The sequence below is a fragment of the Micromonospora sp. NPDC049151 genome, assembly GCF_040648395.1.
Taxonomy (GTDB): Bacteria; Actinomycetota; Actinomycetes; order Mycobacteriales; family Micromonosporaceae; genus Micromonospora.
Window position 1 is genome coordinate 216,047 of the sequence record NZ_JBEZDP010000003.1, and the last position, 21,492, is coordinate 237,538.

The 21,492-nt window shown below is 72.0% G+C and carries 22 protein-coding genes, 1 tRNA gene and 1 riboswitch; of the genes, 8 read left to right on the forward strand and 15 right to left on the reverse strand.

The window, feature by feature from the left end; translation table 11 throughout:
• Positions 1–167: 167 nt before the first annotated feature.
• The 3 genes from AB0B20_RS06045 to AB0B20_RS06055 form a co-directional block, all read right to left on the reverse strand.
• On the reverse strand, positions 168–2,024 hold the full coding sequence (locus AB0B20_RS06045; protein ID WP_357385256.1) for an acyl-CoA dehydrogenase: 1,857 nt from the start codon (positions 2,022–2,024) through the stop codon (positions 168–170).
• A 116-nt stretch (positions 2,025–2,140) separates the two neighbouring features.
• Complete coding sequence (locus AB0B20_RS06050) at positions 2,141–3,268, reverse strand: PP2C family protein-serine/threonine phosphatase (protein ID WP_357385258.1); 1,128 nt, start codon at positions 3,266–3,268, stop codon at positions 2,141–2,143.
• Positions 3,269–3,336: 68 nt separating this feature from the next.
• Positions 3,337–3,969, reverse strand: a complete 633-nt coding sequence (locus AB0B20_RS06055) for a septal ring lytic transglycosylase RlpA family protein (RefSeq protein WP_262012823.1) — start codon at positions 3,967–3,969, stop codon at positions 3,337–3,339.
• A 160-nt stretch (positions 3,970–4,129) separates the two neighbouring features.
• Between AB0B20_RS06055 and AB0B20_RS06060 the strand changes: the two genes are divergently transcribed.
• Complete coding sequence (locus AB0B20_RS06060) at positions 4,130–4,678, forward strand: phosphoribosyltransferase (RefSeq protein ID WP_357385262.1); 549 nt, start codon at positions 4,130–4,132, stop codon at positions 4,676–4,678.
• Between the two features lie 53 nt (positions 4,679–4,731).
• Entirely contained in the window at positions 4,732–5,145 is a 414-nt protein-coding gene (locus tag AB0B20_RS06065; RefSeq protein WP_357385264.1) for an ASCH domain-containing protein, read from the forward strand.
• On the opposite strand, the gene AB0B20_RS06070 is transcribed toward AB0B20_RS06065, so the two are convergent.
• From AB0B20_RS06070 to AB0B20_RS06085, 4 genes are all read right to left on the reverse strand, one after another.
• Positions 5,142–6,023: an LLM class flavin-dependent oxidoreductase gene (locus tag AB0B20_RS06070; RefSeq protein ID WP_357385266.1), complete on the reverse strand. Its 882-nt coding sequence runs from the start codon at positions 6,021–6,023 to the stop codon at positions 5,142–5,144. The genes AB0B20_RS06065 and AB0B20_RS06070 overlap by 4 nt on opposite strands.
• 50 nt (positions 6,024–6,073) lie before the next feature.
• Positions 6,074–7,126 carry a MerR family transcriptional regulator gene (locus AB0B20_RS06075; RefSeq protein WP_357468507.1) on the reverse strand — a complete coding sequence of 351 codons (1,053 nt, stop codon included), beginning with the start codon at positions 7,124–7,126 and terminating at the stop codon, positions 6,074–6,076.
• Between the two features lie 76 nt (positions 7,127–7,202).
• Positions 7,203–7,769 (reverse strand): NUDIX domain-containing protein, encoded by a 567-nt coding sequence (locus AB0B20_RS06080; RefSeq protein ID WP_357468510.1) that lies wholly within the window; start codon positions 7,767–7,769, stop codon positions 7,203–7,205.
• Between the two features lie 29 nt (positions 7,770–7,798).
• A complete protein-coding gene (locus AB0B20_RS06085) occupies positions 7,799–8,692 on the reverse strand; it encodes a LysR substrate-binding domain-containing protein (RefSeq protein ID WP_357468513.1) in 894 nt (297 codons plus the stop codon).
• An 87-nt stretch (positions 8,693–8,779) separates the two neighbouring features.
• On the opposite strand from AB0B20_RS06085, the gene AB0B20_RS06090 reads away from it, so the two are divergent.
• Both AB0B20_RS06090 and AB0B20_RS06095 read left to right on the forward strand, forming a co-directional pair.
• Complete coding sequence (locus tag AB0B20_RS06090) at positions 8,780–9,175, forward strand: VOC family protein (RefSeq protein WP_357468516.1); 396 nt, start codon at positions 8,780–8,782, stop codon at positions 9,173–9,175.
• A gap of 9 nt (positions 9,176–9,184) precedes the next feature.
• Positions 9,185–9,697, forward strand: a complete 513-nt coding sequence (locus AB0B20_RS06095) for a GNAT family N-acetyltransferase (RefSeq protein ID WP_357468519.1) — start codon at positions 9,185–9,187, stop codon at positions 9,695–9,697.
• Here the strand turns inward: AB0B20_RS06095 and AB0B20_RS06100 are convergent.
• The 3 genes from AB0B20_RS06100 to AB0B20_RS06110 all read right to left on the reverse strand — a co-directional run bounded on the left by AB0B20_RS06100 (position 9,694) and on the right by AB0B20_RS06110 (position 11,227).
• On the reverse strand, positions 9,694–10,176 hold the full coding sequence (locus AB0B20_RS06100) for an SRPBCC family protein (protein WP_357468522.1): 483 nt from the start codon (positions 10,174–10,176) through the stop codon (positions 9,694–9,696). The genes AB0B20_RS06095 and AB0B20_RS06100 overlap by 4 nt on opposite strands.
• A gap of 160 nt (positions 10,177–10,336) precedes the next feature.
• Positions 10,337–10,948 (reverse strand): dihydrofolate reductase family protein, encoded by a 612-nt coding sequence (locus AB0B20_RS06105; protein WP_357468525.1) that lies wholly within the window; start codon positions 10,946–10,948, stop codon positions 10,337–10,339.
• 205 nt (positions 10,949–11,153) lie between these two features.
• Positions 11,154–11,227: transfer RNA gene (locus AB0B20_RS06110), tRNA-Gly, on the reverse strand.
• A gap of 180 nt (positions 11,228–11,407) precedes the next feature.
• Here AB0B20_RS06110 and AB0B20_RS06115 point away from each other — a divergent pair.
• Positions 11,408–12,400, forward strand: coding sequence for a zinc metalloprotease (locus AB0B20_RS06115; RefSeq protein ID WP_357385284.1), 993 nt, complete (start codon positions 11,408–11,410; stop codon positions 12,398–12,400).
• A 69-nt stretch (positions 12,401–12,469) separates the two neighbouring features.
• On the opposite strand, the gene AB0B20_RS06120 is transcribed toward AB0B20_RS06115, so the two are convergent.
• On the reverse strand, positions 12,470–13,015 hold the full coding sequence (locus AB0B20_RS06120) for a pyridoxamine 5'-phosphate oxidase family protein (RefSeq protein ID WP_357468530.1): 546 nt from the start codon (positions 13,013–13,015) through the stop codon (positions 12,470–12,472).
• 78 nt (positions 13,016–13,093) lie between these two features.
• Here AB0B20_RS06120 and dcd point away from each other — a divergent pair, with 78 nt between their 5' ends.
• Positions 13,094–13,672, forward strand: a complete 579-nt coding sequence (gene dcd / locus AB0B20_RS06125; RefSeq protein ID WP_354866296.1) for a dCTP deaminase — start codon at positions 13,094–13,096, stop codon at positions 13,670–13,672.
• A gap of 65 nt (positions 13,673–13,737) precedes the next feature.
• On the opposite strand, the gene AB0B20_RS06130 is transcribed toward dcd, so the two are convergent.
• Positions 13,738–14,769 carry an NlpC/P60 family protein gene (locus AB0B20_RS06130; RefSeq protein WP_357468533.1) on the reverse strand — a complete coding sequence of 344 codons (1,032 nt, stop codon included), beginning with the start codon at positions 14,767–14,769 and terminating at the stop codon, positions 13,738–13,740.
• Between the two features lie 11 nt (positions 14,770–14,780).
• Positions 14,781–14,916: riboswitch (cyclic di-AMP (ydaO/yuaA leader) on the reverse strand.
• Positions 14,917–15,154: 238 nt separating this feature from the next.
• Here AB0B20_RS06130 and AB0B20_RS06135 point away from each other — a divergent pair.
• A complete protein-coding gene (locus AB0B20_RS06135; RefSeq protein WP_357468536.1) occupies positions 15,155–17,188 on the forward strand; it encodes a peptidoglycan recognition family protein in 2,034 nt (677 codons plus the stop codon).
• A 70-nt stretch (positions 17,189–17,258) separates the two neighbouring features.
• Here AB0B20_RS06135 and AB0B20_RS06140 read toward each other — a convergent pair whose 3' ends face one another.
• The 3 genes from AB0B20_RS06140 to AB0B20_RS06150 form a co-directional block, all read right to left on the reverse strand.
• Positions 17,259–18,275: an NlpC/P60 family protein gene (locus AB0B20_RS06140; RefSeq protein ID WP_357468541.1), complete on the reverse strand. Its 1,017-nt coding sequence runs from the start codon at positions 18,273–18,275 to the stop codon at positions 17,259–17,261.
• A gap of 164 nt (positions 18,276–18,439) precedes the next feature.
• Positions 18,440–19,444, reverse strand: a complete 1,005-nt coding sequence (locus AB0B20_RS06145) for a hemolysin family protein (protein WP_357468544.1) — start codon at positions 19,442–19,444, stop codon at positions 18,440–18,442.
• Positions 19,437–20,744: a hemolysin family protein gene (locus AB0B20_RS06150; RefSeq protein WP_357385296.1), complete on the reverse strand. Its 1,308-nt coding sequence runs from the start codon at positions 20,742–20,744 to the stop codon at positions 19,437–19,439. The genes AB0B20_RS06145 and AB0B20_RS06150 overlap by 8 nt, the downstream gene beginning before the upstream one ends.
• A gap of 82 nt (positions 20,745–20,826) precedes the next feature.
• Here AB0B20_RS06150 and AB0B20_RS06155 point away from each other — a divergent pair, with 82 nt between their 5' ends.
• Positions 20,827–21,492, forward strand: a complete 666-nt coding sequence (locus tag AB0B20_RS06155) for a GPP34 family phosphoprotein (RefSeq protein ID WP_357468547.1) — start codon at positions 20,827–20,829, stop codon at positions 21,490–21,492.

The window sequence follows — 21,492 nt, forward strand, 5'->3', positions numbered from 1 at the left end:
TGCGATGGCCTTGGGCGTACTCGGTCGTGGTCCGCGACGGTTACCCGCCACCGGGCCGCCTATCCACCCCCTGGCGCGCGCACGACGACGGCCGGCGGGCTGGTGCCCGCCGGCCGTCGTCATGAGGGGGAGAGTGACGCTTCAGGGGTGAAATCCCCCGGAAGGGCTCAGAAGACGTCCTCCGGGAGGTCCATGATCTCCAGGTCGGTGCCCTCGATGATCCGCCGGTCGGCGCCGATGCGGGGCAGCACCTCGCGGGCGAAGAACCGGGCGGCGGCGACCTTGCCGGCGTAGAAGGACTTGTCGGCGGCGGAGACCTCGCCGGCCAGCGCCTTCAGCGCCACGTCCGCCTGCTTCTGCAGGAGCCAGCCGACCACCAGGTCGCCGATCGCCAGCAGGAACCGGCGGCTGCTCAGGCCGACCTTGTAGAGCGCCCGGGTGTCGCCGCCCTGGGCCTCGCCCAGCCAGCCGGTCATCACGCCGAGGATGTTCTGGATCTCGGCGAGCGCCTTGCCGAGCGCCTGACGCTCCTCCTTGAGCTGGCCGTTGCCGGCCTCGGAGGCGATGTGCTCCTGGATCTCGGCGGCGACCGCCATCAGGGCCTTGCCGTTGTCCCGGACGATCTTCCGGAAGATCAGGTCGAGGCTCTGGATCGCGGTGGTGCCCTCGTACAGGGTGTCGATCTTGGCGTCCCGGACGTACTGCTCCAGCGGGTAGTCCTGGAGGAAGCCGGAACCGCCGTAGGTCTGCAGCGCCTCGTGGCCGAGCAGCTCGTACGCCCGCTCCGAGCCGACGCCCTTGACCAGCGGCAGCAGCAGGTCGTTCACCCGCTTGGCCAGCTTGGTGGCCTTCTCGTCACCGGCCGCCTCGGCGATCGAGACCTTGTCCTGCCAGGTCGCGGTGTAGCAGACGAGCGCGCGCAGGCCCTCGGCGTACGACTTCTGCAGCAGCAGCGAGCGGCGCACGTCCGGGTGGTGGGTGATGGTCACCCGTGGCGCGGTCTTGTCGGCCATCTGGGTGAGGTCGGCGCCCTGCACCCGGTTCTTGGCGTACTCCAGCGCGTTGAGGTAGCCGGTGGAGAGGGTGGCGATCGCCTTGGTGCCGACCAGCATCCGGGCGTACTCGATGATCATGAACATCTGGCGGATGCCGTCGTGCTTCTCGCCCAGCAGCCAGCCCTTGGCCGGTACGCCGTGCTCGCCGAAGGTCACCTCGCACGTGTTCGAGACCTTCAGGCCCATCTTGTGCTCGACGTTCGTGGCGTAGACGCCGTTGCGCTCGCCCAGCTCGCCGGTCTCGGGGTCGAAGTGGTACTTCGGCACGACGAACAGCGACAGGCCCTTGGTGCCCGGGCCGCCGACGCCCTCGACGCCGACCGGACGGGCCAGCACGTAGTGGACGATGTTGTCGCTCAGGTCGTGCTCACCGGAGGTGATGAAGCGCTTCACGCCCTCGATGTGCCACGAGCCGTCCGGCTGCTGGATCGCGCGGGTACGGCCGGCGCCCACGTCCGAGCCGGCGTCCGGCTCGGTGAGGACCATGGTCGAGCCCCACTGCTTGTCGATGAACAGCCGGGCCCACTTCTTCTGCTCCTCGGTGCCCTCGACGTGCAGCACGTGGGCGAAGGACGGGCCGGAGGCGTACATCCAGATCGGTGCGTTGGCACCGAGCACCAGCTCGGCGAGCGACCACCAGAGGGCGCGCGGGGCGTTGGTGCCGCCCAGGGACTCCGGCAGGTCCAGGCGCCAGAACTCGGAGTCCATGAACGCCTTGTACGACTTCTTGAACGACTCCGGCAGCGGCGCGGTGAACGTCGCCGGGTCGAAGACCGGCGGGTTGCGGTCGCTGTCCGAGTAGCTGGCAGCCAGGTCCTCGCGGGCGAGGCGGTCGACCTCACCGAGGAAGCTGCGGGCGGTGTCGACGTCCAGGTCCGTGAACGGGGCCTGGCCGAGCGTCCGGTCCGCCCCGAATACCTCGAACAGGTTGAACTCGAGGTCCCGCACATTGCTCTTGTAGTGGGTCATGCTCGCTGGCCCCGCTTCCGGACAGGTGTTACCGATCAGTAACTCCAGACTGTATTACTCGCCGGTAGGCAACGACAAGCGGATCTCGGAAGTGACAGCGATTACACACTTCCCGTTCATCCGTCAGCGGCGCCGACCTCCCAGCTCGGCACCGCCGCGGCGGGGGCGCTGCGCGGGCCGACATACTCCATCAGGACCAGCGCGATGTCGTCGTCGAGCCGCCCGTGCACCCACTCGACCAGGGCGGTCTCCAGCGAGGCCAGCCCGTCGGCGACGGTACCGTGGCCGAGCAGCCGCCAGGCCCGGTCGGCGGTGGGGAAGAACTCGCCGTCCCGGCGCGCCTCGCCCAGCCCGTCGGTGAACAGCAGCAGCCGGTCACCCGGCTCCAGCCGCTCCACCCGGGGCCGGACCACGGGCATGAACCCGAGCGGCGGCGCGGGCGCGGGCGGCTCCAACGGGATCACCGCGCCCCGGCGCAGCAGCAGCGGTGGCGGGTGCCCGCAGTTGACGATGGTCAGCGTGCCGCCGCGCTCCTCGACCAGGGCCGCGGTGACGAAGTCCTCGTCGCCGACGTTGCGGGCCACCGCGCGGTCCAGGTCGGTCACCACCGCGCGCAGGTCGGCCCGCTCGTACGCGACGTGCCGGTAGGAACCGAGCACGATGCTGGCCAGGCGGACCGCGTCCAGCCCCTTGCCCCGTACGTCACCGATGATCATGCGGACGCCGTACGGGGTGTCCATCACCTCGTACAGGTCGCCGCCGATCTCGGCGGTAGCGGTGGAGGAGATGTACCGCGCCGCCACCGCCAGCGTGCCGACCTGCGGTCCGAGCGGTCTCAGCACCGCCTGCTGGGCGACCGAGGCGAGCCGGGTCAGCTCCGCGATCCGCTCCGCCTGGCGCTGGCGTATCGCCGCCGTGGCCGCCGCGATCGCGGTGGCCGCCCCGACCGCCGTCACGTTGACGACTGTCACCAGCGGGCTGCCCCGTTCGGCGAAGGCGAAGGCGATCCCGATGGCGGTGGCCAGGCCGCCCACTGCGAGCACCACCCGCCAGGACGCCAGTGCCGCCGCGAGGAACGGCGCGACGACCATCAGCGCGAGGTAGTGCGCCGGGCGGCCGTCGGCCAGCTCCACCGCCACCACGATCGCGAGCAGCGCGAGGGCCGCGCCGAGGCCGGCGCGGGATCCGGGACTCAGCGGGCCGCGGCCCGGCTGGAAGGGTTGCGTGCGTACATCGGACAGCATGCCTGATGGACGTGGACGGGAGAATGACCCTGGCCCGTCGGTCGTGGAAGTTCTGCCCGAGTGGCCGGTCAGCCGAGCACCTCGTACCGGACGTTCACGTGGCCGAGGCTCGTGGCGGCGATGGTCGCGAACGCGGCGCGGGACAGGTCCAGGCACCGGCCGTCGATGAACGGGCCGCGGTCGTTGATCCGCACCACCACCGACTTGCCGTTGGCCGGGTTGGTGACCCGCACCTTCGTGTTGAACGGCAGCGTCTTGTGCGCGGCGGTGAGCGCGTCCGGGTTGAACGACTCGCCGTTCGCCGTCATCTGGCCCTCGGCGTAGAAGGAGGCGCCGCAGGAGCCGCTGTCCACGACCTTCGGGCTGCTCGTCTTCTTCGCCGTCGGCGACGGGGAGGCGGTCCGGGCCTTGCTCCGGGAGGCCGCCTGGGTGCGGCTCGCCTTCGGGCTCGGGGTGGCCTTCGGCGACGGGCTGAGGCTCGCGCTCGGCGAGGCGGACGCGCTCGGCGAGGGGGCGGCCGACGTGGCGGCGGGCGTGCTGGGCAGCGTCTCGACCACGGCCGGCTCAGCGGGCGGCTCGGCGGAGGTGAGCCGCACGGCGCCGACGGTACCGCCGACCGCGAGCGCCACACCGACCGCCGCGGTCGCGGCGATGGCGGCGGGCGAGGAGAACTTGCGGGTACGAAGGTGCCTAGCAGCCACCGGCCCGGTCCTTTCGTCAGCTGAACAAACCGGCCCGGACCGTAACGAGAGAAGCACTTCCGAAGTCAACGTGATCATGGTGCTATGCCCACATTTACCCTGGTACGTGTAGCCGATCACGCCAGCGTCGATCGGCCGAACGGCCCACCGATCCGCCAGGATGGAACCCGTGCTGACTCGTCGCCTGGTCGAGCTGTTCCGGTGGATCGACCCCGGGCCGGGCAGCACCCACCTGGTCAGCGACATCTCCGGCTGGTGGCGTGACCCGGAGGTGCTGGCCCAGGTCGGGCCGGCCCTGGCCGGGCTGTTCCCGGGCACCAGTCCGACCGTCGTGATCGCGCCGGAGGTGACCGGGCTGCTGCTCGGCCCGCTCGTCGCGGTCGCCGCCGACGCGGGTTTCCTGCCCGCGTACAAGGACGGTGGCGGGCGACGCCGGCCCGGGCCGACGCGCTGGGCCGACACACCCCCCGACTACCGGGGACGGCGGCTGCGGGTCGGCGTGGACGGGAGGCGGCTCGGCCCCGGCGACCGGGTGCTGCTGGTCGACGACTGGGTCGACACCGGCGCGCAACTGGACGCGCTGCGCCGGGTCGTCGCGGACGCCGGAGCCGACCTGATCGGCGCAGCCGCGCTCGTGGCGACCTGCCCACCCGAGGTGGCCGGGCGGCTGAGGCTGCGCGCCCTGCTCACCGGCGACGAACTGCCGTGAGACGCCGGGAAACCGGGTGAGCGCCGGCGGTACGGTGCCGTAGCGTCGGCGGCATGTGGCCCCGCATCGGTGGATTGCGCGCACTCGCCCTCGGCACGCCCGGCGAGCTGCGTACCCGGCTCAACACCCTCGTGCTCTCCGGCGTGAAGACCGCCACCGCCGGTCTCGTGCGGGAGTACGACGAGGAGGGCGAGGAACTGGAGACCGTCGGCGAGCGGCAGGTGCTCGTCGACGACGACGACCGGTTCGTCGCCGTGATCGAGGTGACAGGCGTCGGGGTGGTGCGCTTCGCCGACGTGCCGTGGGACTTCGCCCGCGCCGAGGGCGAGGGCGACCGGTCGATCGAGGAGTGGCGCGAGGGCCACGCCGCCTACTGGGCCCGGCAGGGCACGCCGGTCACCGACGACACAGCCGTCGTCTGCCTCCGGTTCCGGCTCGTCTCCACCGAAGGCGGCGTCGGCACCTAACCGGCCCGGCGCAGCTCGGGCAGCAGCGCCGCCGCCTCCACCAGCACTGCCTCGTCGCCCGCGTACCAGCTGCTGGCCCGGGGCCAGTGCGTCACCACATCGGTGAAGCCCAGCCGGGCCGCCCGCCCGACCTGCTCGGCGAGGAAGTCGGCGCTGGTCAGCGAGAACACCGGCGCCGAGTCGAGCGACAGATAGCGGTCGAGCGTCGCCGGGTCACGGCCGGCCTGCTCCAGCGTCCGCGTCATCCGGTCGGACAGCTCCGCCACGGTGCCCCACCACGCCTCGATGTCGTCGCCGCCGAGCCCGGTGGTCACCCAGCCCTGCCCGAACCGGGCGACCAGCCGCATCGAACGGGGACCGTTCGCGGCGACCACGAACGGCACCCGGGGCCGCTGGACGCACCCCGGGTTGTTGCGGGCGTCCACAGCGGTGAACCACTCCCCGCGCCAGGTCGTGCCGTCCTCCCGCAGGATCGCGTCGAGCAGCTCGGTGAACTCGGCGAACCGGTCGACGCGCTGCCGTGGGGGCAGCGTCTCGCCGCCGAGCACCGCCGAGTCGAAGCCGATGCCGCCCGCGCCGAGGCCGAGCAGCACCCGGCCGCCGGACACGTCGTCGAGCGCCGTGACCTGCCGGGCGAACGCCGCCGGGTGCCGGAAGTTCGGCGAGGCCACGAGCGTCCCCAGCTTCACCCGGGACGTCACGCCGGCCGCCGCCGTGAGCGTCGTCCACGAGTCGAACCACGGCCCGTCGACCAGGTCACGCCAGCCCAGGTGGTCGTAGGTCCAGGCGTGGTCGAAGCCCCACTCGTCCACCTGCGCCCACCGCCGGCGCGCTTCCGACCAGCGCTGGTCGGGCAGGATCACGATGCCGATTCGCATGAGCGCCAGGGTACGACCCGGGTCGGACAGTCCGACCCGGGTCGCGGGGATCACGCCGCCAGGTCGGCGACCACGCAGGCGATGTTGTCCGGCGCGCCGGCCGCGTACGCCAGCTCGACCAGGCGCTCGACGGCGGTCTCCGGATCGCCCGCCTCGGTCAGCGCGGCGTGCAGCGCACCCGGCTCCACCACCGCGGACAGGCCGTCGGAGCAGAGCAGGTAGCGGTCACCGGGCAGCGCGGTACGCAGCGCCAGATCCGCCTCCACCTCCCCGCCCACGCCGAGCGCCCGGGCCAGCAGCGCCCGCCGCGGATGCGCCAGGGCCTCCGCCGGGGTGAGCCGCCCCTGGTCGACGAGCGTCTGCACGTACGTGTGGTCCTGGGTGAGCCGGGACAGCTCGCCGCCGCGCAGCAGGTACGCCCGGCTGTCCCCGACGTGCGCGAGCGCGAGCCGGGTGCCGCGCCGCACGAGCGCGGTGAGCGTGGTGGCGGGCTGGTCGGCGTCGGTGGCGTGCGCGCGTACCGCCTGATCGGCCCGGCTCACCGCGTCGGCCAGCGCGGCGAGCAGATCGGCCTGCGGCGCGTCGGCCTGCTCCAGCGGCCGCAGCGCGTCCACCGCCGCCGCACTGGCAGTGGACCCGGCGGGACCGCGTACGCCGTCGGCGACCGCGAGCAGCGCCGTGCTCGCGTACGCGGTGTCCTCGTTGGAGTCGCGGACCGCGCCGGTCTCGCAGCGCGTCGCGTACCGGAAGGTGGTCTCGGACATGGTGGTGCCCCTCTCGCTGAGCGTGCCGACGAGGAGCGCGACGGCCCGGCCGCGCGCCGCGGTGTCCGCGCTGACCCGCCGCCACCAGGCGTCGAGCGCCTCGGCGGCGGCAGCGGGCGGCAGACCGCAGACGGTACGGATCTCCGCCAGCGGCATCCCGGCCCGGCGCAGCCCGGCGATCAGCCGCGCCCGGTCCGCCTGCTCCGGCGCGTAGTAGCGGTAGCCCGAGTGCGGGTCCACCGCGGCCGGGGGCAGCAGCCCGCAGTCGTCGTAGATGCGCAGCGCCTTGGCGCTCAGGCCGGTCGCGCGGGCGAACGCGCCGATGGTCAGCAGTCGCACCGTGCCTCCCTCGCGCTCCTCGTGCCGGTCACCGCGACCGGCACCGACCACGCTGGGCCTTGCCGCGGGGGACGGGTCAAGGCGTCGCTGCCGCCAGTTTGGTCAGCACCCGGCCCAGGTGCGGCTCGATCGTGCCGGCCGGCGCCTCGGTCACCTCGGCCGGCGTCCACCAGCGGATGCCGGCGAACTCCACCGGATCGGGCGTGAACCGCTGGTCACGGTGAGCGGACAGCACGTACCAGAGGCTCACGTCGGTGTGCCGCTGCTCCGGCGGGCCGACCGTCTCGGTGACGGTCAGGAACGCCGGGCGCTCGCCGAACGGCGGCGCGAAGACCGCCGCCACGCCCAACTCCTCCCGCAACTCGCGGCGCACCGTGTCGGCCGGGTGCTCGCCGGGCTCGACGTGACCGCCGCTCGGCAGCCACATGCCCGCGAGACGGTGGTCGACCAGCAGCACCGCGCCGTCGGCCGAGTCGCGGAGCAGGAAGTACGCGACCAGATGCGGCGACGGCGTACGCGGCTTGGCCCGGCGGAAGATGTCCTCCGTGGCGGCGAGCCAGGTCAGCGCCGCCTCCCGGTGCCGCGCCTCCTGCTCGTCGCCAGGTGTCAGTTCCTCGACCAGTGCCCGGATCTCGTCCCGCATCCCGCCGATGCTGCCAGCCGGGTGCGACGTCAGTCCTCCGGCAGCGGGTTGGCGTCGGCAGCCGCGCGGACGAACTCGCGTACCCGGGAGGTGGTGTTCCCGGCCGGCCACACCGGACCGCGACAGATCGGCGGCGCGTCGTGGATCGGCACGTAGGCCACGTCCGGGCGGGCGTAGAACTGGCGGGCCTGCTCGCCCACCGGCAGCACCCCGCGCCCCAGCGCGACGAGCGCCAGCATCTCGGAGAAGCTGCCACCTGCCGGACCCTTCGGCACCGGACGGCCGGACGGGGTGCGGTCCGGCGTGCGGTCCTGTTTGAACGCGGCCGAGGTCACCGCCGGGTACCGCACCACCGGATGGTCACCCAGCACCTCCAGCGACACCGACTCCTCGCGGGCCAGCGGGTGATCGGCGGGCACCGCGAGCACCCGGCCCTCGCGCACCAGCACCGGGCCGTTCGCCATGCCGTCGAAGGGGTACGAGGCGATCAGCACGTCGATCGTGCCGTCCATCAGGCTCGACCGGGTGCTGGCCAGGGGCGCCTCGTGCACGCGCACCTCGCAGTCCGGGTGACGCTCGGTGAACAGGGCCACCGCGCGCAGCAGCACGGGTGCCGTCGACTCGCCGACGTACGCCACCCGCAGCTCACCGGTCAGCCCGCGCCCGGCATCCACGGCCCGCCGCACCGCCGCCTCGATGCCTGCGACCAGTGGGCGCATCTCCTCGGCCAGGCGGGCGCCGATCGGGGTGAGCCGGACGACCCGGCTGGTGCGCTCGAACAGCGGCGCGCCGATCCGGCGTTCCAGCTTGCGCACCACGTGGCTGACCCGGCCGGTGCTCACCCGCAGCCGCGCGGCGGTCCGCCCGAAGTGCAGTTCCTCGGCCAGGGTCAGGAACGTCTCGACCTCGTACCGCTCCAGCACCGGGCACCTCCGTCGTTGCCTGCGGGTCAACGATCGTAGTCCGGAACGGGCTTGGCCCGGCTCACCCGGCGGACCAGGGTTGACGGCATGCAGAACCATCTCGTGACGGTGACCGGATTCGATCACCTCGTGCTTTCGGTGAGCGACGTCGAGCGCTCCCTCGGCTTCTACTGCGGCACGCTCGGCCTGGCCCCGGTGCGGGTCGACAGGTGGCGGGCCGGCGAGGTGCCGTTCCCGTCCGTACGCGTCGACGCCGGCACCATCATCGACCTGATCAAGGGCGACCCGATCGGGTCCAACGTGGACCATTTCTGCCTGGTGGTCGAGCCGGTCGACTGGCAGCGGGTGGTCGACTCCGGCGTGTTCACCGTGCTGACCGGCCCGGTACCGCGCTTCGGCGCGCGCGGCACCGGCACCTCGATCTACGTCAGCGACCCGGACGGCAACACAATCGAACTGCGCTCCTACCCGGCCGACGCCTAACCTGGCCCGATGCCGCAGCTGGAACGACTCGCCGCCCACCACGCACCCGCCGTGCTGCGGTTCGAGCGGGAGAACCGGGCGTACTTCGCCCGGTACGTCCCCGACCGGGGCGACGACTACTTCACCGGGTACGCCGCCCGGCACGCGGCCCTGCTGGACGAGCAGGAACGCGGCACCTGCCACTTCCACGTACTGGTCGGCGACCACGGCACCGTGCTCGGGCGGTTCAACCTGGTCGACGTCGCAGGCGGCAGCGCCGAGCTGGGCTACCGGGTGGCCGAGCGCGCCGCCGGGCGCGGGCTCGCGAGTGAGGGCGTACGGCGCGTCTGCGAACTGGCCCGCACCGAGTACGGCCTGCGCCGGCTGGTCGCCTCGGCGGCGCTGGCGAACCCGGCCTCGCTGGCGGTGCTCCGGCGTGCCGGGTTCGTGCTCGACGGCGCGGTGTCCGACTGCGAGGTGGATCTCGACGGGGAGCCCGGCCTGCGGCACGTACTAGACCTCCGCGAGCGGCCCGATCGTTAAGGGCCGGCGACCCGGGGCGCGTGAGCGGCCCAGGCCGCGAGCCCTCGTGTCAGGTCCGCCAGGTGCGTCCGGTACTCGTGGCGCACCCGCGCTCCGGTCCCCACCGGCATGCCCGCCGGAAGCTCCACCCAGAGCGCCTGGGTGAGACGGCACGAGTCAGGTCCGAGCGGCACGACTGTGAGCTCGGCACCGCCGGGGCAGGCAGCCATGAGGGTACGGGTGACGGCACGACGACCCGGCTCCATCTCGACGACCTCCAGGATGTCGCCCATCCGGCCCATGGGGGTCCGGCGCACGAACGCCTGGATCTCGCCGACTCCCTTCGGGCCGGGCAGCGTGACGCCGAGCTCCACCGAATCGTGCAGCACCACTGACGACGCCGGGTCCCACATGAAGTCGAAGGCCGCCTCCGCACTGGTGGGCAGGTCGACGGTGGCCGTCTCCCGCACCTGGACCGGCGTGGTCGTCACCCTGATCATCCGCAGACGTGAACGCACGCCGCATTGTGGCAGTCGATCCGCCGACCGTGGGGGCGACGCCGGAGCCACAGCGGCGTCGCTACCGGCTCCCGTCCGGCGCGAACACGGCATAGAAGGTCTCCCGCATCGGAGACCGGCACGTCCTCGCCCTTGACGCGCCCTACGCGGCCGCGTCCCCGTAGGTGGGCGCGCCGACCGGCTCGTACGTCAGTCGCAGCGCGCCGTGGGCATGGATGACCGACTCGGTGAGCCGCAGCGCGGTCGGCACCGTCCCCTCGCCGAACAGGCGCTTGCCGGTGCCGAGCACCACCGGGTACAGCCACAGGTTGAGCCGGTCGACGAGGCCGTGGCGCAGCAGCGACCGCATCAGGTCCAGGCTGCCGATCACGTGGACCTCCGCGTGACGGTCCTTCATCTCGGCGACGCGCTCGGCCAGGTCACCGTCCACCAGAGTCGAGTTCGCCCAGGTCAGCGGCTCGGCGAGCGTACGGCTGGCCACGTACTTCGGTACGCCGTTCAGCAGGCCGGTGAAGGGGATGTCCGCTGGTGCCTTCGGCCAGTAGCCGGCGAAGATGTCGTACGTCTTGCGGCCCAGCAGCAGCGCGTCCATGCCGCTCGCCTGCTGGAACATCGCCGCGCCGGACGCCTCGTCGAGCAGCGGCATCTGCCAGCCGCCGTGACTGAAGCCGCCCTCACGGTCCTCGTCGGGCTCGCCGGGCGCCTGCGCCACGCCGTCGAGGGTCAGGAACTCGGTCGCGATCAACTTGCCCATGGGTCTGCTCCTCCGGTTGCCGCTCCGTCAACCGGTAGACCCGGCCACGACCCGCAACTCATCGCCGCACTGAACCTGGGCGACTGCGGCGAGCGGGCTCAGCGAACAGATCAAGAAGGGCCGTGACCGGTACGGCCAGCGCAAGAAGCAGTAGGAACGACTGAGGCCCCAGCCAGGAAACACGTCCTGAGCTGGGGCCTCACGTTGGAGCGGGTGACGGGAATCGAACCCGCACTGTCAGCTTGGGAAGCTGATGTTCTGCCATTGAACTACACCCGCAGGCGGCATCACTCTACCTGAGGTCACCACGCCCGTGCACCCAGGTACCCCCCACGCGCGAAGTTGCACGTCGGAAACGTATGGGCGTTCTCAAATGCGTCGATGGGATGTAACGTCTGCCCCACGTTTCCGAACCGGCGTGACACACCCCCTGGCACGCCGTCAGAAAGAGGTGGGCCCATGGGACTCCGTCCCAACCTGCTGACCCGGCGTACCGCCGGTGTCGCGACGTCGACCCTCGCGCTGCTGCTCAGCACCGCCGCCGTCGGCGTCGTCCCCGCTGCTTCGGCCTTCTCGGCCGCCCCGGCCGGCACCTGCGCCGAGCCGGCCGACGCCCACGCCGACGAGCACGCGAACGCCCGCGTCGCGAAGGGCGGCAACGCCAAGCTCGACCCCAACCACCTGACCGCCCAGCAGGTCCGTGACCGTGAGGCCGACCTCGCCGCCGCGCAGCGCGAGCGGGCCAACTTCCGGACCGGCGCCGTGGCCCCGCTGGCCACCGTGACGATCCCGGTCGTCGTGCACGTCATCCAGGAGAACAGCACCCGGGCCGGTGGCAACATCACCGACTCAATGATCAACCAGCAGATCACCGTGCTGAACCAGTCGTACGCGGGCTCGACCGGCGGCGCCGCCACCGCGTTCGGGTTCCAGCTCACGAAGATCAACCGGGTGACGAACCCGTCGTGGTACCCGATCGTGCAGGGTTCCTCCGCCGAGCGCTCGATGAAGACCTCGCTGCGTGAGGGCGGCAAGAACACGCTGAACATCTACCTGGGCGAGCTGAGCGACAGCCTGCTGGGCTGGGCGACGTTCCCGAAGCGGACGCTGGACAAGATGGACGGCGTGGTGGTGCTCAACGAGTCGCTGCCCGGCGGCACCGCGACCAACTACAACCAGGGTGACACCGGCACCCACGAGGTCGGCCACTGGCTGAACCTCTACCACACCTTCCAGGGCGGCTGCTCCGGCTCGGGCGACAGCGTCTCCGACACCCCGGCCGAAGCGTCCCCGGCGTACCAGTGCCCGACCGGCCGGGACACCTGCTCGACCGCCGGCAAGGACCCGATCACCAACTTCATGGACTACACGTACGACTCCTGCATGTACCAGTTCACCGCCGGCCAGGCGAGCCGCATGCTTACCGCGTGGAACGCCTACCGCGCAGCCTGACCGTCGTACCGCGTACACCGGTGCCGGCCCTGTCCTCGGACGGGCCGGCACCGTTCGTCGTGGGCCGGGTCAGGCGGCCGGGCGGCGGGTGTCGAAGCCGTGCCGGCCGCGAAGGCCCTCGGCGGCAACCGGGTCACGCCGGGCCGGTTCGACCCCGCGCGGATCGAGCCACACCCGCACCTGCGGCGGGGCGGCGCCGGGCTGGGCCACCGGGTCGCGCCGGGTCAGCATCGCCGCCTCGACAGTGAACTCGAACAGCCGCCAGTCGCCCTGCGGCGCCGCGCGGGCGATCCGGGCCAGCCGCGTCACCGTGGCAGGGTCGGTCACCTGCCGCGCGCGCCCCGCGATGTACGCCTCGTCGTCGCTCTCCTCCGGCGGGAACGAGTGCAGCGCGTAGCGGCCGTCGCGTTCGAGGTCGCGGCGCTTCGGCGAGTCGACGACGAAGCACCAGAGCCCGTCTGCGGTGATCACCGGGGAGACCGGGTGGACCCGGGGGCCGCCGTCGGCGCGGACCGTGGCGAGGTAGCCGAAGCCCGGCCCATACTGCTGCATCAGGAGGCGGATCTCGTCGGCGAGGCGGGGCTCGTCGGCGGCGAATTCGGACCAGGAAGCCATGTGGACACTCTATCGAACACGTGTACGAAGATGTAGTGCGACACGCAGGTCACCCATACCGGTCGCTATGGTGTTCGGATGCTGCTCTCCGACCGCGACCTGGTCTCCGAGATCAAGGCCGGCACGCTCGCGCTGGAGCCCTTCGAGCCGACGCTGGTGCAGCCGTCGAGCATCGACGTACGCCTGGACCGGCTGTTCCGGGTCTTCAACAACCATCTCTACACACACATCGACCCGTCGAAGCAGCAGGACGACCTGACCTCGATGGTCGAGGTGCCGGAGGGACAGCCGTTCGTGCTGCACCCGGGCGAGTTCGTGCTCGCCTCCACGCTTGAGGTGATCTCGCTGGGCGACCAGCTCGCCGGGAGGCTGGAGGGCAAGTCGAGCCTGGGGCGGCTGGGGCTGCTGACCCACTCGACGGCCGGATTCATCGACCCGGGCTTCTCCGGCCACGTCACGCTGGAGCTGTCGAACGTGGCGAACCTGCCGATCACGCTCTGGCCGGGCATGAAGATCGGCCAGCTCTGCATCTTCCGGCTCTCCTCGCCGGCCGAGCACCCGTACGGCTCGGCCGTCTACGGCTCGCGTTACCAGGGGCAGCGCGGCCCGACGCCGAGCCGGTCCTGGCAGAGCTGGCGCACCTGGCCGACGCGCTGACGGACGCCCGCAGTTGTTAAGAAGGGCCCCCTCCTCTACCGGAGGCGTTAAGAGGGGGCCCTTCCTTACACCCGGCCGTAGCTGTTGATGTCGCCGTCGTCGACCCGCTTCATCGTGATGGGCTTGCCCGACTGGGAGGCGTGCACCACCCAGCCGTCGCCCACGTACATCGCCACGTGGTGCAGGTCGCCGTAGTAGAAGACGAGATCACCGGCACGCAGCTCGGCACGGCCGATCCGCTTCGTCACGCCGTGCTGCTGGCGTGCGTTGTGCGGCAGCGACACGCCGCCCTTGGCCCACGCCGCCATGGTCAGGCCCGAGCAGTCGAAGTGGTCCGGCCCGGCCGCGCCCCAGACGTAGATCTTGCCGATCTGGGCGCAGGCGAACTTGACCGCCGCACCGGCCGCGCCACCGGGGTAACCGGCCGGGCAGGGCGCCGGGCGCAGCGGGCCGCCGCCGCCCTTGCCGTACACCTTGAGCCGCAGCTTCTGCAGCCGGGCGATCTCGGCGTCGATCTGCTTCTTCTTCGCCGCGAGCTGGGCCTCGGTGCGCGCCAGCCCGGCGATCATCTCGTCCAGCGGCTTCTTCTTCGCCGCCAGTTCGTCGCGCAGCGCGGCGACGGAGCGCACCTGCTCGTGCTGCCGGTGCGCGAAGCGGTCGAGCAGTTCCAGGCCGTTGACCAGGTCACCCGGTGAGCGGCTGCCCAGCAGCGCGTTGACGGTGGAGAGGTTGTCGCCCTTGTAGGCGTCGGCGGCGAGCCCGCCGACCTGGCCGAGCGCGGCGTCCACCCGGGCCTGGAGGGGCGCGATCTGCCGGCCGAGCGCGTCGGCCTGCTCGCGCCGCGCGGCGAGCTGTTCGCGTACGGCGTTGACCTGTTCGATGACCGGTTCGAGCTTGTTCCAGTCGCGGTCGATCTGGGCCTCGATCTCGGCGACCGAGGGTTCGGCGTGTGCCGCGGTGGCGCCACCGGTCAGGACGACAGCGGTGCCGACCAGGGCGGCGAGGGCGGTGGTGAAGCGGGACCAGCGGGTACGCGGCACAGCCGTGGACCGGTCGACAGACCGGCTCGACGACGGCCGCGGGGCATGGAGTGCCACCGGCGTCCGTACTCCTTCTTCAGTTCCGCCTACCGGGTTAGCTGACGGATTCGGGCGGGAAGGGAGCCGCCCTACCGCATCGCTGCGGATTCACCCCAGGTACCTGGTTCCCCGGCTCGCCCGCGGGCGACTCGGCGGTGCCGGTCCGTCACCGACCGGGTTGGACGGTGAGACGTACGGCCGACGATTCACCAGAGTAGGGACCACCGTTATCGATCCGCAACTTCCAGCGACGTGACACTCCGTACGCGATCCGGCGGCGAACCACTGACGGAAGTGAAATTTTCTTTCACGGCTGATTACTTACTGGAAAGGTATTGACCGTCACGGGTGTGCGGAGTGAGGGTGGAGACGCAGTGACCCCCATCCCTGTCCAGGAGGTTCGATGCACCTCTCCGCCCCGCCGTCGGGCAGACGGATACTGCTCGCCGCCGCCGTGGCCACCGCCACCGCGCTGGCGACGACCGGCCCGGTGACCGCCGCGCCGGACACGTCCCCGCCCGCGAGCGACAGGCAACAACAATACGCCGCCGCGGCCGCCGAGTACGGCGTCCCGCAGAACGTGCTGCTCGGTGTCTCCTATCTGGAGTCCCGCTGGGACACCCACACCGGGCAGCCGAGCACCAGCGGCGGCTACGGCCCGATGCACCTGACCGACGCCGCGCACATCCTCGCCATGCCGGGCAGCGCCCACGTCGACGAGGACGAGGACCCGCGCGGCGACGACTCCCGTCCACTGAAGCTCGACCCGGCCACGGCCGCCACGCCGGAGCGGGAGGCCCCGCTGCCGCCCGCCTCGCTCCAGACGCTCGACGCCGCCGCCGCGCTCACCGGGCTCGACGCCGGGACGCTGCGGACCGACCCGGCCGCGAACATCCGCGGTGGCGCGGCGCTGCTGGCGTCGTACCAGAAGGCTCTGGGCGGGCCGGTCGGCGCCGGCACCGACCCGGCGGCCTGGTACGGCGCGGTGGCCCGGTACTCCGGCGCGGACACCACCGACGGCGCGGCGGCCTTCGCCGACGAGGTGTACGACCAGCTCGGCCAGGGCGCCAGCCGGACCACCGACGACGGCCAGCGGGTCACGCTCGCCGCCACCGCCGCGACGCCGGACCGCTCCCGGCTGGCCCGGCTCGGTTTGCGTAACGCCGAGCGGCCGGACGGGCTGGAGTGCCCGGTGCGGCTGGCCTGTGAGTGGATCCCCGCGCCGTACGAGCAGCTCAGCGACGACCCGGGTGACTACGGCAACCACGATCTTGGCGACCGGCCGAAGCAGCAGAAGATCGAGTACATCGTCATCCACGACACCGAGGGCTACTTCGGCCCGAGCGTCGACCTGGTGAAGCGGGCCGACTACCTGGGCTGGCACTACACGCTGCGCTCGGTGGACGGCTACATCGCCCAGCACATCAAGACCAAGGACGTCGGCTGGCACGCCGGCAACTGGTACGTCAACGCGAAGTCCATCGGCCTGGAGCACGAGGGCTTCGCCGGTCAGGGCACCTGGTACACCGAGGCGATGTACCGCACCTCCGCCAAGCTGGTGCGCCACCTGGCGCTGAAGCTCGGCATCCCGATGGACCGGCAGCACATCATCGGCCACGACAACGTGCCCGGCATCAACGCCGGCGCGGTGGGCGGCATGCACTGGGACCCGGGACCGTACTGGGACTGGTCGCACTACTTCGACCTGATGAAGGCGCCGTTCCGCACCACCGGCACCGCGCGGACCGGTCTGGTCACCATCGACCCGGACTTCGCCACCAACCGGCCGGCGTTCACCGGCTGCAACCAGCAGCCGCCGGGCGTCCCGACGCCCAGGCCGCCGGCCGAGCCGTGCCCGTCGCGCGGCTCCTCGTCGGTGATCCTGCGGACCGCGCCGAGCCCGGACGCCCCGCTCGTCAACGACCTCGGGCTGCGCCCGGACGGCACGCCGGACACGATGTACATCTCCGACCACGGCGCCCGCGCCTCGGCCGGTCAGACGTACGCGCTCGCCGGCCGGCAGGGTGACTGGACGGCGATCTGGTATCTCGGCCAGAAGGCGTGGTTCCTCAACCCGGCCTCCGCGCCGACCGCGAAGTGGGCCACCGGCTTCGTGGTGACCCCGCGGCCCGGCAAGGCCACCATCCCGGTGTACGGGCGGGCCTACCCGGAGCAGGCCGCCTACCCGGACACCATCCCGTACCAGACCATCTCGCCGCTTCAGTACACGTTCGCCGCCGGCCAGCGGTACGCGGTCGGCGGGGTGCTGCCCGGCGAGTACTACCGGGCCGTCTCGTTCGACGGTTCGGCCCCGGGTGACCGGACCGTGGTACGCGGCGAGAACCGCTACGTGCAGGTCCAGTTCGGCCACCGGATCATGTTCGTGAACCTGGACGACGTGCTGATCCTGCCGTCCCCGGTCGGTGCGCCGCGCTGACCCGTCACCGCACGGCGAGAGGCCCCCGGTCCGTGACGGACCGGGGGCCTCTCGGTGGTACGGGGTACGGTCAGGCGACCCGGACGAAGCCGGCGATCGGCATCGTGCTGATGCTCGACACCTGGACCGGTTTACCGGTACGTGGCGCGTGCACCATCACGCCGTTGCCGAGGTAGAGCCCGACGTGGTGCAGATCGGAGCCGAAGAACACCAGGTCACCCGGTCTCGCCTCGGAGCGGGACACCTTGCGGCCCTCGTTCCACTGCGCGCCGGTGAAGTGGGTGAGCGAGATGCCCGCCGCCTTGTACGCGTACTGGGTGAGGCCGGAGCAGTCGAACGAGTTCGGGCCGGTGGCACCCCACACGTACGGGTCGCCGACCTGGGCGCACGCCGTCTTGATCGCGGTCCGCGCGGCGCTGCTCACCACACCGTCGACGGCGGGGCAGCCCGCCGGGCGGATCGAGGTGACCGGCAGCATGGCGGTCAGCCGCTTGATCTCCGCGTCGATCTGCTTCTTCTTCGCCGCGAGATCGTTCTGCTGCTTGATCTCCAGCGCGATCAGCGCGTCGAGCTTCTCCTTCTGCTTGTTGTACTCGTCACGCACCTTGAGCACACCGGCGATCTGGCGGCGCTGGTCCTCGGCGATCCGGTCCAGCATGACCAGCTGCTCGGCCAGCGCGCCCGGCTTGGAGTTCACCAGCAACGCGCCCAGCTCCTGCGACGGGCCCTGGATGTAGTAGCGGGCCGCGATGTCGCCGACCTTGTTCATGGCGAGCGTGGAGGCCAGCTCCAGCGGCACCATCTTGTCCTTCAGCGCCTTGGACTTCTTCTGGTTGGCGCGCAGCTGCGAGCGGACCTTGTTGAACTGCTCGATGGTGGGTTCGAGCTGCTGCCACTGCTTGTCGATCTGCGCGTCGATCTCGTCCACCGACGGCGCCGCGTGCGCCGGGGCCGTCAGCATTCCGGCGCCGACCGCGGCGGCCGCGACCAGGGTGACCAGACGGTGAACCACCCGTCGGAACCCGGCCCGCCGGCCGGGTGGCGCGCTCGGGGCGTGACGTTGAGGGGGCGTGGTTGCCACCGGCACGGACTCCTTTGCAACCGACCGCCGGGCGCCTCGCGAGAGGGAAGGTCGAGGCAGACGACCCACAGCGGTCGGTGCCTCACATTAGGGAAGGCGTCCGGTGGAATCAAGGCGACCGTTTACTCAATCACGTTTCCGCAATCGTTTGCACACCAAGGGTATTCGTTTCATCTTCCGACGATGGCCGTCAATACGTCGTCGAGCGTGACCACGCCCATCGGCCGGCGCCCGTCGCTGACCAGCACCATGTGGCGGCGTTCGCGGCGCATCGCGAGCAGCAGGTCGGCCAGCGTACGGTCCGGCGGCACCACCGCCAGCGGCCGGTAGACGGCGGCCGGCACCGGCGCCCGGCGGCTCGCCCCCGCGTACCCGAGGACGTCCTTGACGTGCACGAACCCGAGCACCCGGCGGGTGGCCCGCTGCACCACCGGGAAGCGGGACCGGCCGGTACGGGTCGCCAGCACCTCCAGCGACGCCGGTGAGACGTCCTCGGCCACTGTGGTCACCGTGGACCAGGGTTGCAGCGCGTCCGCGGCGGTACGGCTGTGCAGGGCCAGCGCGCCGGTGATCCGGGCGTGCACCTCGGCGTCGAGCAACCCCTCGGTACGCGCCTGGGAGACCAGACCGGCCAGTTCCTCGGCGGTGAACACGGTCTTCACGGCGTCTGTCGCCTCCACCCGCCACCACCGCAGCACCTGCCGCGCCGCCCACTTCATCGCCAGCAGCAGCGGCTTGGTGGCCAGGCAGAACGCCAGCATCGCCGGGCCGAGCCAGAGCGCCGACGGCTCCGGGCCGGCCAGCGTGATGTTCTTCGGCACCATCTCGCCGACCACCGTGTGCAGGAACACCACCACCGCCAGCGCGACGACGAACGCCACCGGGTGCACCGCCGAGGCGGGCAGTCCCAGCGCGGCGAACGAGGGCTCCAGCAGTTGGGCCAGCGCCGGTTCGGCGATCGCGCCGAGGCCCAACGAGCAGACGGTGATGCCGAGCTGCGCCCCGGCGATCATCAGCGGGATCTGGTTCATCGCAGCCAGTGCCCACCGGGCCCGCTTCGACGTCGCCGCGAGCGGTTCGATCACCGTACGGCGGGAGGCGATCAGCGCGAACTCACTGCCCACGAAGAACCCGTTGCCGAGCAGCAGGCCCACTGCGACGAGTAACTCAGGCACCGTCGTCGGGCTCCTCGGGGCGCACCACCCGCACCTGCTCGATCCGGTGCCGGTCGACCTCCACCACGGTGAACTCGTACCCGGCCTCGTCCACCGTCTCGCCCGGCACCGGGATGTGGCCGAGCCGCGCCATGAGGAAGCCGCCGAGCGTCTCGTACGGCCCGTCAGGCAGCCGGAAACCGGTCTGCTCGACCAGCTCGTCGGCGCGCAGCACGCCGTCGGCCAGGACGGTCCGCTCGCCCCCGGGCACGGTGAGCTCCACCGGCCCGAAGCCGTCCAGCGCGTCCGGGTCGAACTCGTCGGCGATCTCCCCGACCAGTTCCTCGACCAGGTCCTCCACGGTCACCACGCCGTCGGTGCCGCCGTACTCGTCCACCACGATCGCCAGGTCCGCCCCGGCGGCCTTGAGCGCGGCCAGCACCCCGTTCAGGTTCAGGCTCTCCGGGACGTACACCGGTTCCCGGGCCACGGCGGCGACAGTGGTGGCCGCCCGGCGGGCCAGCGGCACGCCGAGCGCGTCCGGCACCCCCGCGACACCGGTGACCAGGTCGAGCGTCTCCTCGTAGACGGGGAACCGGGTCCGGCCGGTCCGCCGGGACGCCTCCAGCAGCTCGGCCACCGTCGCGGTGGCGCGCAACGCCGTCACGTCGACCCGGGGCGTCATGGCCTCGGCGGCCCGCTTGTCGCCGAAGCGGATGGTCCGGCGCAGCAGCATCGCGGTGTCCGGCGGCAGCGCGCCCGCGCGGGCGGAGATGGCGGCGAGCAGGCCCAGCTCCTCCGGGGAACGGGCGCTCGCCAGCTCCTCCTGCGGCTCCACGCCGAGGCGGCGCACCAGCCGGTTCGCTGACTCGTTCAGCAGCCGGATCAGCCAGCCGAAGGTGCGCGAGAAGGCCCGCATCGGCGCGGCCGTGGCCAGCGCCGCGGGCATCGGGCGGGCCAGCGCGAGGTTCTTCGGCACCAGCTCGCCGAAGAGCATCGAGATGAGCGTGGCCAGGGCCAGCGCGAGCAGGCCGGTGAAGCGTTCCGCGCCGCCGAACGGGTGCAGCAGCGGCGCGAAGAGGCGGGCCAGGGCGGGCTCGGCCAGGTAGCCGGTGAGCAGCGCGGTGAGCGTGATGCCGAGCTGCGCGCCGGAGAGCTGGAAGGACAGCTCGCGCAGCGCGCGGCGTACCGTGGCGGCCCGGCCGTCGCCCTCGTCGGCCCGCCTGTCGATCTCCGCCCGGTCGACGGTGACCAGGGCGAACTCGGCCGCGACGAAGAAGGCGTTGCCGGCGGTCAGCAGCACGAAACCGACCAGTGGCAACAGCGTCAGAAGCAGAAGGCCGTCGATGCGCGTGATTGTGGCACGCGGACGGCGATGGTGGACCCCCCGTAGCGTGGTGTGCATGGACGGTCTGCTGCTCACCGACGAACTGGTCCTGCTCGCGTACGACGACGACGGCGTCAACCGGCTCGGCAGCCCGCACCTCGGCTACGGCCTCGCCGGGGCGGTGCTGCTGGAACTGGCCCTGGCCGGCCGGGTGGAGGTGGCGGACAAGCGGCTCGTGGTGACCGATCCCGCCCCGACCGGCGTACCGCTGCTGGACGAGGCGCTGGCGACCGTGGGAACCGGCCGCGCGCGCAAGCCGAAGGACTGGATCGGCAAGCTCGCCCGGGGCCTGCCGGACCGGGTGCTCGGCGGGCTCGTCGACGCCGGGGTGCTGCGCCGGGAGTCCGGCAAGGTGCTGCTGGTCTTCCCGCGTACCCGCTATCCCTCGCCGACCGGCGCCCAGCCGCCGGCGGAGACGGCGGCCCGGCAGCGGATGGCGGCGGCGCTCACCACCGACGGCCCGGTCGACGCCCGGACCGCCGCGCTGCTCACGCTGACCCGCGCGGTCGGCCTGGACCGCAAGATCTTCCGTGAGCTGCCCAGGCAGCGGGTCAAGGCGCGGATCGAGGAGATCGCCGCCGGTGACTGGGCCTCGGACGCCGCCAGGAAGGCCATCGAGGAGATGCAGGCCGCGCTGCTGGTCGCCAGCACGGCCGCGGTGGCCGCCGCCTCGTCCGGCTGA

Bases quoted from the DNA above. Each gene is read 5' to 3' on its own strand.
- AB0B20_RS06045 (WP_357385256.1), bottom strand. From the start codon at position 2,024: ATGACCCACTACAAGAGCAATGTGCGGGACCTCGAGTTCAACCTGTTC.
- AB0B20_RS06050 (WP_357385258.1), bottom strand. From the start codon at position 3,268: ATGCTGTCCGATGTACGCACGCAACCCTTCCAGCCGGGCCGCGGCCCG.
- AB0B20_RS06060 (WP_357385262.1), top strand. From the start codon at position 4,130: ATGGAACCCGTGCTGACTCGTCGCCTGGTCGAGCTGTTCCGGTGGATC.
- AB0B20_RS06065 (WP_357385264.1), top strand. From the start codon at position 4,732: ATGTGGCCCCGCATCGGTGGATTGCGCGCACTCGCCCTCGGCACGCCC.
- AB0B20_RS06070 (WP_357385266.1), bottom strand. From the start codon at position 6,023: ATGCGAATCGGCATCGTGATCCTGCCCGACCAGCGCTGGTCGGAAGCG.
- AB0B20_RS06080 (WP_357468510.1), bottom strand. From the start codon at position 7,769: ATGCGGGACGAGATCCGGGCACTGGTCGAGGAACTGACACCTGGCGAC.
- AB0B20_RS06090 (WP_357468516.1), top strand. From the start codon at position 8,780: ATGCAGAACCATCTCGTGACGGTGACCGGATTCGATCACCTCGTGCTT.
- AB0B20_RS06095 (WP_357468519.1), top strand. From the start codon at position 9,185: ATGCCGCAGCTGGAACGACTCGCCGCCCACCACGCACCCGCCGTGCTG.
- AB0B20_RS06100 (WP_357468522.1), bottom strand. From the start codon at position 10,176: ATGATCAGGGTGACGACCACGCCGGTCCAGGTGCGGGAGACGGCCACC.
- AB0B20_RS06105 (WP_357468525.1), bottom strand. From the start codon at position 10,948: ATGGGCAAGTTGATCGCGACCGAGTTCCTGACCCTCGACGGCGTGGCG.
- AB0B20_RS06115 (WP_357385284.1), top strand. From the start codon at position 11,408: ATGGGACTCCGTCCCAACCTGCTGACCCGGCGTACCGCCGGTGTCGCG.
- AB0B20_RS06120 (WP_357468530.1), bottom strand. From the start codon at position 13,015: ATGGCTTCCTGGTCCGAATTCGCCGCCGACGAGCCCCGCCTCGCCGAC.
- dcd (WP_354866296.1), top strand. From the start codon at position 13,094: ATGCTGCTCTCCGACCGCGACCTGGTCTCCGAGATCAAGGCCGGCACG.
- AB0B20_RS06135 (WP_357468536.1), top strand. From the start codon at position 15,155: ATGCACCTCTCCGCCCCGCCGTCGGGCAGACGGATACTGCTCGCCGCC.
- AB0B20_RS06155 (WP_357468547.1), top strand. From the start codon at position 20,827: ATGGACGGTCTGCTGCTCACCGACGAACTGGTCCTGCTCGCGTACGAC.